Source organism: Pseudarthrobacter kochi, assembly GCF_055412805.1.
On the sequence record NZ_JBVAYV010000041.1, the window covers coordinates 25,264 to 33,542 of the forward strand.

6 protein-coding genes are annotated in these 8,279 nt (G+C 69.4%); 4 read left to right on the top strand and 2 right to left on the bottom strand.

The window, feature by feature from the left end; all coding sequences use genetic code 11:
* Positions 1-20 precede the first annotated feature (20 nt).
* From ACZY0Y_RS16400 to ACZY0Y_RS16415, 4 genes are all read left to right on the top strand, one after another.
* Positions 21-2,522: a Tex family protein gene (locus ACZY0Y_RS16400; RefSeq protein ID WP_463959163.1), complete on the top strand. Its 2,502-nt coding sequence runs from the start codon at positions 21-23 to the stop codon at positions 2,520-2,522.
* A gap of 159 nt (positions 2,523-2,681) precedes the next feature.
* Positions 2,682-4,076: an OFA family MFS transporter gene (locus ACZY0Y_RS16405; protein WP_463959164.1), complete on the top strand. Its 1,395-nt coding sequence runs from the start codon at positions 2,682-2,684 to the stop codon at positions 4,074-4,076.
* A gap of 1 nt (position 4,077) precedes the next feature.
* Positions 4,078-4,206, top strand: coding sequence for an MFS transporter small subunit (locus ACZY0Y_RS16410; RefSeq protein ID WP_463959165.1), 129 nt, complete (start codon positions 4,078-4,080; stop codon positions 4,204-4,206).
* Between the two features lie 100 nt (positions 4,207-4,306).
* A complete protein-coding gene (locus tag ACZY0Y_RS16415) occupies positions 4,307-6,112 on the top strand; it encodes a gamma-glutamyltransferase family protein (RefSeq protein ID WP_463959173.1) in 1,806 nt (601 codons plus the stop codon).
* 83 nt (positions 6,113-6,195) lie between these two features.
* On the opposite strand, the gene ACZY0Y_RS16420 is transcribed toward ACZY0Y_RS16415, so the two are convergent.
* On the bottom strand, positions 6,196-7,203 hold the full coding sequence (locus tag ACZY0Y_RS16420; protein ID WP_463959166.1) for an alpha/beta hydrolase: 1,008 nt from the start codon (positions 7,201-7,203) through the stop codon (positions 6,196-6,198).
* A 55-nt stretch (positions 7,204-7,258) separates the two neighbouring features.
* On the bottom strand, positions 7,259-8,279 hold a 1,021-nt coding region (locus tag ACZY0Y_RS16425; RefSeq protein WP_463959168.1), incomplete at its 5' end, for an HNH endonuclease.

Sequence of the window (8,279 nt, forward strand, 5' to 3'; positions counted from 1 at the left end):
CGATAAGGCAAAATGGCAGGGTGACCCAACTCCCGCAGCGCCCGTCCCCGTCAGCCAAGACCCCGTCCCTTAAGACCCCGTCGCACCAGACCCCGTCGCACCAGACCCAGGCTCCGCACACGCAGGAGTCCGGCATCGCCGCCCAGATCGCCGAGGAGCTCGGTGTGCTGGGCTGGCAGGTGAAAGCGGCCGTGGACCTGCTCGACGCCGGATCCACCGTGCCGTTCATCGCCCGGTACCGCAAGGAAGCCACCGGGACCCTCGATGACACCCAGCTCCGCGACCTGGAGGAGCGGCTGCGCTACCTCCGCGAGCTGGAGGACCGCCGGCGGACCATCCTGGAGGCGATCGCGGTGCAGGGTGCACTGACTCCGGAACTGCAGGCCGCCGTCGTCGGCGCCGACACGAAGTCCCGGCTGGAGGACATCTACCTGCCGTTCAAGACGAAGCGGCGCACCAAGGCGCAGATCGCCCGCGAGGCCGGGCTGGAGCCGCTCGCCGACGCCCTGCTGAAGCGGCCCGAACTCGATCCGGAACGCGAAGCCGCCCGCTACCTCAAGGCCGAGCACTCCATCGGCGACACCGCCGCGGCGCTCGCCGGTGCCCGCTCCATCCTGGTGGAACGCGTCGCCCAGGACGCCGACCTCGCCGCCACGCTGCGGGAGCGGCTCTGGACGCAGGGCCGGATGGTGTCCAGGGTCAAGAAGGGCAAGGACGCCGAGGGGCAGAAGTTCAAGGACTACTTCGAGTTCTCCCAGCAGCCGGCCGGGATGCCGTCGCACCGCGTCCTGGCGCTGCTGCGCGGCGAAAAGGACGGAGTGCTGGAGCTGGACCTCGCCGAGGCGGAACCGAACGACGACGCCGCCCTCACCGCCGCGCGCGGCCGCTACGAAGCCGCCGTGGCCCGGTTCCTCGGGGTTGCCGACCGCGGCCGTCCCGCCGACGCCTGGCTGCTGCAGACCGCCCAGGTGGCCTGGCGCTCACGCGTCCTGGCCCGGCTGACGGCCGACCTGCGCAGCCGGATGTTCGCTGCCGCCGAAGACGAGGCCGTGCGGGTCTTCGCCGCCAACCTCCGGGACGTGCTGCTGGCAGCTCCGGCCGGGAACCGCACCACCCTGGGCCTTGACCCGGGACTGCGCACCGGGGTGAAGGTCGCTGTGGTGGACGGCACCGGCAAAGTGGTTGCGACGGACACCGTCTACCCGCACGCCCCGGCCCGGAAATGGGACGAGGCGCTGCGGACGCTCGTCACCCTGGCCAGGAAGCACGGCGTCGAACTCGTGGCGATCGGCAACGGCACCGCCTCCCGCGAGACGGACAAGCTCGCCGCGGAGCTGCTCAAACAGCTCACGTCGGGCCCGGACTCTGCCGGCCCGTCCCTTGGGAGCCAGGGCGCCAAGCCGCAAAAGATCGTCGTCTCGGAGGCCGGCGCCTCGGTATATTCCGCCTCGGCGCTGGCCTCCGCGGAGCTGCCCGGCATGGACGTGTCCCTGCGCGGCGCTGTGTCCATCGCGCGGCGCCTGCAGGATCCGCTCGCGGAGCTCGTGAAGATCGAGCCGAAGTCGATCGGCGTCGGGCAGTACCAGCACGACGTCACCGCGGCCAAGCTGGACCGCAGCCTCGACGCCGTCGTCGAGGACTGCGTGAACGCGGTCGGCGTGGACGTCAACACGGCCTCGCCGGCGCTGCTGAGCCGGGTGGCCGGCGTCGGGCCGCTGCTGAGCGAGAACATCGTGGCTTACCGGAACGAGCACGGGCCGTTCAGCAAGCGCAGTGAGCTGAAGAAGGTGCCGCGGCTCGGCGCCAAGGCGTTTGAGCAGTGCGCCGGCTTCCTGCGGATCACCGGGGGAGCGGAGCCGCTGGATGCCTCCAGCGTGCACCCGGAGGCGTACCCGGTGGCGCGGAAGATCAAAGCGGCCGCCGGAAAGGCGCCGGCCGCGGGAAGCTACGCCACCCTGAACCCGAAGGACTTCGTCGACGGTTCCTTCGGCCTGCCCACGGTGCAGGACATCATCGCCGAACTCGAGAAGCCCGGCCGTGACCCGCGTCCGGCCTTTGCCGCGGCGACGTTCTCGGAAGGCATCGAGAAGATCGCGGACCTCCGGCCGGGGATGGTGCTGGAGGGGACCGTCACCAACGTGGCGGCGTTCGGCGCGTTTGTCGACGTCGGGGTCCACCAGGATGGCCTGGTGCACGTCTCGGCGCTGGCCAATCGGTTCGTCTCCGATCCGCGGGAGGTGGTGAAGTCCGGGCAGGTGGTGCGGGTCAAGGTGCTGGAGGCCGATCCGGAGCGGAAGCGCATCTCGCTGACCCTGCGGCTCGACGACGAGCCGGCGGCCCCCGGTGGTCAGGCGGCCCCGGGTGGACGCGCGGCTTCACCGGCGCCCTCCAGGCAGCCGTCCGGGAAACCGGCGCCCGACCGCAGGACTGCCGCCCGGCAGCCGCAAAAGTCGACGCCCGTGCCGGCACCGGCCAACACGGCGATGGCCGAGGCCCTGCGGAAGGCCGGACTGGGAAAGTAGCCCGACCGCTCATCGCGGATTCCCTACCGCTCGGCGCACGAATCGTAGGTTTGCTGATGATCTGCACCATGATTGCCGAAGGCAACGGTCCGCGTTGGGGGCCATTCGCTTCTATGCCGCCGGGACACCGACGTCTTCGACAAGCAAGGGGAGCAAATTATGGGCTGGCTGGACCGTGAACGAACGATTGCCCCACCGGGATTCAACCGGTGGCTGGTGCCGCCCGCAGCGCTCGCCGTGCACCTGTGCATCGGACAGGCGTACGCCACAAGCGTCTACAAGACGGCGCTGGTGAAGCACTTTGGCGCCAGCCTGACCGAAATCGGCGTGATCTTCTCCATCGCGATCGTGATGCTGGGCCTCTCCGCCGCCATCATGGGCACCTGGGTGGACAAGAACGGCCCGCGCAAGGCGATGTTCACGTCGGCCGTGTTCTGGGCCAGCGGCTTCCTGATCGGTTCGCTCGGCATCTTCAGCAGCCAGCTGTGGCTGGTCTATCTCGGCTACGGCTTCATCGGCGGCATTGGCCTGGGCATCGGCTACATCTCGCCGGTGTCCACCCTGATCAAATGGTTCCCCGACCGCCCGGGCCTCGCCACCGGCATGGCCATCATGGGCTTCGGCGGCGGCGCCCTGATCGCCAGTCCGGTTTCCACCGCGCTGCTGAAGATGTACGACCCCAACTCCGGTGCCAAAGGCTGGGTCGCCAGCGGCGACTCCGTCGCCAAACTCTTCCTGACCCTCGCCGTCGTATACCTCGCCTACATGATGTTCGGCGCGTTCACCATCAAGGTCCCGGCCGAGGGATGGAAGCCGGCCGGCTTTGACCCGGCCAAGGTCAAGGCCGCCAAGCTCGTCACCACCGACAACGTCTCCGCAAAGAACGCCGTGAAGACCAGGCAGTTCTGGCTCGTCTGGATCGCCCTCTTCTGCAACGTCACCGCAGGCATCGGCATCCTGGAGCAGGCCGCACCGATGATCCAGGACTTCTTCCGCCAGTCCGACGGCGTGTCCCTGGTCAGCGCCGCCGTCGCCTCCGGCTTCGTCGGGCTGCTCTCGATCGGCAACATGTCCGGCCGCTTCGCCTGGTCCGCGACCTCGGACGTGACCGGCCGCAAGCGCATCTACATGATGTACCTCGGCGTTGGCGCTGTCCTTTACCTGCTGCTGGCGCTGGCCGGGTCCACCACCACGTTCCTCTATGTGGCGCTCGCGTTCGTCATCATCTCCTTCTACGGCGGCGGCTTCGCGACCGTCCCGGCCTACCTGCGCGACCTCTTCGGTACCTTCCAGGTCGGGGCGATCCACGGCCGGCTCCTGACGGCCTGGTCCGCGGCAGGCATCGCCGGGCCGCTGATCGTCAACGCGTTCCTGGACGCCCAGGGCAAGCCCGGCCAGCTGACTGCCGCGTCTTACCAGCCCGCGCTGCTGACTATGGTGGGGCTGCTGGTCATCGGCTTTGTGGCCAACCTGCTGGTCAAACCGGTCGACGACCGGTTCCACGAACCACGCCCGGACCGTCTCCGGGCCGACGAACCCGCCATGGAGGCCTGAGATGAGTACTGCACAGAAACCGCTGAAACAGTCCAGCGGCAAACTGGTCATCGCGTGGGCGCTGGTCGGAGTCCCGCTGGGGTACGGCGTGTATGAGACCCTCACGCGCGTGGCGGCCCTGTTTGGCTGACATCGCTGACGAATCCCAGGGGTCCGCGCAATCCGGCACCGTGGAGTTCACCCGGCCTGATCCGTTCACCACCAGGCCGACGCTGCAGGGCACCTTCGGGATGAGCGCCTCCACGCACTGGCTCGCGACGGCGGCGGCCCAGGCAGTGCTGGAACGCGGCGGTAACGCGTTCGACGCCGCGACGGCGGGAGCCTTCGTCCTGCATGTTGTCGAGCCGCACCTGAACGGACCCGGCGGGGACATGACCGGTGTCTTCGTCACCGCGGCGGAACCCGGCAAACCCGTCGTGCTCATGGGCCAGGGCCCGGCCCCGGCCGGGGCGACCGTGGAGCACTACCTCGCCGAGGGCCTGGACCTGGTACCCGGCTCAGGTGCCCTGGCCGCCGCGGTGCCCGCCGCCGTCGACGCCTGGCTCCTGCTGCTCCGGGACCACGGGACCTGGGAACTGGGCGGTGTGCTGGAATTCGCCATCGGCTATGCCCGCGACGGGCACCCCATGCTGGGGAGGGTCGGGACGACGATCGCTGCCGTGGCAGCGCTGTTCGAGACGCACTGGCCCACGTCGGCCGAACTCTGGATGCCCGGCGGACGGATCCCGGCGGAAGGGGAGCTGGTCCGGAATCCGGCCTATGCCAGGACGTTGCAGCGGCTCGTCGGCGCCGGGAACGCCGTCGACGCCGGAACGGTGGACTCCGCGGGGCGCGGCACCCGTGCAAACCTCCGTGAGCCCTCCCGCGAGGGCAGGATCGACGCCGCCCGCCGCGAATGGCGGGAAGGCTTCGTGGCCAGGGCCATGGTGGAATCGGTCCAGACCCCGCACCGGCACTCCTCCGGTACGGACCATCGGGGTGTCCTGGCGCTGGAGGATCTCGCCGGGTTCGAGGCCGGCTACGAGCCCGCCGCCACCATGGAGTTCCGCAGGCACACGATCGCCAAAACCGGGCCGTGGGGGCAAGGGCCGGCGTTGCTTCAGACGCTTGCCATTCTTGACGGATTCGATGACCGGCACCTCGACCCGTCCACCGAGCTCGGGGCGCACACCATCCTGGAAGCCCAGAAACTGGCGCTCGCGGACCGGGAAGCGTACTACGGGGACACGGACGTGCCGCTGGCGTACCTGCTGTCCGCCGAGTACTGCGCCGGCCGCCGCGCGCTGATCGGGGAACGGGCCTCGCATGAATTCCGGCCCGGTACGGTGCCCGGCCGTGAGCCGTATCTGCCGCCGTTGCGGATGCACTACACGCCTTCGGCGCTCGTGGGGGTGGGCTCCGCGGGGCTCGGGGCGGGTGAGCCCACGGTGGCGCCGAACGGGGAGACCCGCGGAGATACCTGCCATATCGACGTCGTGGACCGCTGGGGCAACATGGTCTCGGCCACACCGTCGGGCGGCTGGCTGCAGTCCTCCCCCGCCATCCCTGAGCTGGGTTTCTGCCTGGGTACGCGGCTGCAGATGACCTGGCTGGAGCCGGGCACACCATCCACCCTGACGCCGGGCAAGCGGCCGCGCACGACGCTGACGCCCACCCTCGTGCTGCGGGACGGCCAGGCCGTGACCGCACTGGGGTCGCCCGGCGGTGACCAGCAGGACCAATGGCAGCTGCCGTACCTGCTGCGCACGATCATCGGCGGCTACTCACCGCAACAGGCCGTCGACGCCCCCACGTTCCATACGACGTCGATGCCCGGTTCGTTCTGGCCGCGCACCTGGGAGCCCGGCGGCGCCGTCGTCGAGGACCGGCTCGGTGAGGACGTCATCGCCGGACTCGAACGCCGCGGTCATATCGTCACCCGCGCGGGCGGCTGGACGCTGGGACGGTTGTCCGCGGTGGTGCGGGATCCTTCGACCGGAGTGCTGCAGGCAGCGGCCAATCCCCGCGGCGCACAGGGGTACGCCGCGGGGCGTTAGCGCGGGTTCACCCGAAGCTGATCTTGGGCCAGAGTGAAGGCCACCTGTTCGCCTGTCAGCCGCTGCTTATCAGCCGGCGCCTGTCAGTTCGCGGCGCGGAGCCGGTCCATGAAACGGACGGACTCCGCGGTAATCTGCTTCTGCGCCCGTTCACGGGTGATGCCCGGCTCGCCGTCCCCGGGCTGTTCACCGTAGTCGCCGAAAAATGCGTGCACTCCACCCTCTACTGTTGCGTATCTGGCGGTCGGCGGCAGCAGGGACTTCGACGCAGCGATCTTGTCCGGAGTAGTGAGGCCATCATTCGAGCCCGAGATGGACAGCACGGAGAGCCCTGCGGAATCTGACATGCTGTTCGCGGGGTAGGAGGCGAAGAGCAGAAGTCCGGAGACGTCCGAGTTCGACTTTGCGAAGGAAGCTGCGCTGACTCCTCCCAGTGAGTGGCCCCCGACTGCCCACGAGGTGATCTCCGGGTGGGCGTCCATGGCGCCGCGGGCCTGGCCTATGTCCAGCAGGGGGATGCCCAAGGGTACTTTCAGGATGACGACCAGATGGCCGGCGTCCGCGATCGGGCCGAGAATGTCCGGATAGGCGCGCGCGTCGACCCGCGCCCCAGGGTAGAAAACAAGGCCCGCACTGGCTTTCCCTTGCGGGGCCAGAGTGATGGAGGTGGCGTCCTCGGTGGTGGTTCCCGTGGTCTGGCCGGCCGCACCGCTGGGCTGGTAAGCAAACGGGTTGAGCCACACCAGCCCCGCGACGAGACCCAGGGCAGCGAGCCGGACCACGATGCCGCGCGCCAGTTGCCAGCGCGACACTCCGGGCTGTGGCTGCCAGCGTTGTGTCAGGCGCCGGGTGTTGTTCAGACCCGAATCTTTGGCCAGCAGGAACATCCACAGGAGGCCGAGTGCGACGGCAGCCAAGAGCAGGACGGGCAGCGCCGGGTGGCCGCCGAGGACGGCGCTGTTGCCCAACAACATCCAGAGCGGAACCACCACCAGCGTTCCGGCAGCGAACGCGCCGCTCCACTCCAGAACGGCCCGCCCGAGGCCCGCGGCCATGGGGCTGCCCGGATCCTCTGGTTTCGTGGATTTCACAGTTCGATGGTATCTCCATGATCGAGATAACTGGATAGCGGCAGGTCCGGCGGAGTCAGCCGGGGGTGTCGAGGGTGGCGGGGCGGAAGTAGTGGTTGCGTCGGGGTTTTTGGCGGGGGTCAAGGTGTGGTGGCGGGATGAACCAGGGGATGCCGGTACGGACCTGGATGCTCCAGTGTTCCTTGTGGATGACGTGGTGGTGGTGTGAACACAGAAGTACGCCGTTGTCTGTCCCGGTGCTTCCGCCGCGGGACCAGTAGGTGATGTGGTGGGCTTCGCACCAGGGCGCGGGGATGGTGCAGCCGGGAAACGCGCAGCCGCCGTCCCGGGCGGTGAGGGCTTTGCGGATGTGGGGAGGGAAGACCCGGGTGGCCCGGCCGATGTCCAGGACCTGGCCTGCGCTGCCAAGGAGGACCGGGATGATGTCCGCGTCGCAGGCGATCTTCCGGACGGTCGAGGCCGTGACGGGGCCGGTGAACAGCAGCGACCCGGTCTGCGCCGTGACCTGCCCGCGATGGAAGGAATCTCCGGAACCGCCCTCGCGGGTGCCGTCGTGAGTGTCGCTGGTTCCGCCGGGCGTGTTGAGCCGGGCGAGGAGGGCGCGGTAGTCGATGGTGACCATGACCTGCGGGCGCAGCCCTCCCGTAACGGGCAGGGTCCCGGCGGCGAGGGCAACCTTGCAGGCACCGACAAGGCCGTCGAGGAGTTTCTGCGGCCGGGAGCGCAGGTCCAGCGGGACGTCCACGCCCGCCGCGGAACCGTCCGCCGCGGAATCAGGGCTGGCGGCAGCGTCCACCCCGGGCTCCGGGGCCTGCGTGCGGGGGTTGGTGGCGGTGTTCATCACGGTCAGGAGATGTTCGAACTGTTCGGCGGTCGCGAAGATCTCCAGGTGCTGGAGTCCGTGGCGGGGCTTGCGGAGGAACGCGCCCTGGAGCTGGCGCAGGAGTTCTTCGGAGGGCTCGGCGCCGTCCTGGTCGATCGCGTCGGTCCAGCTCCGGGCCACCCGGGCCAGGAAGTCCGGGTCGTTTTCCGCGGCCGTGCGGGTCAGGGCGTGTTCCATCCGGGCGGCGGTCTCG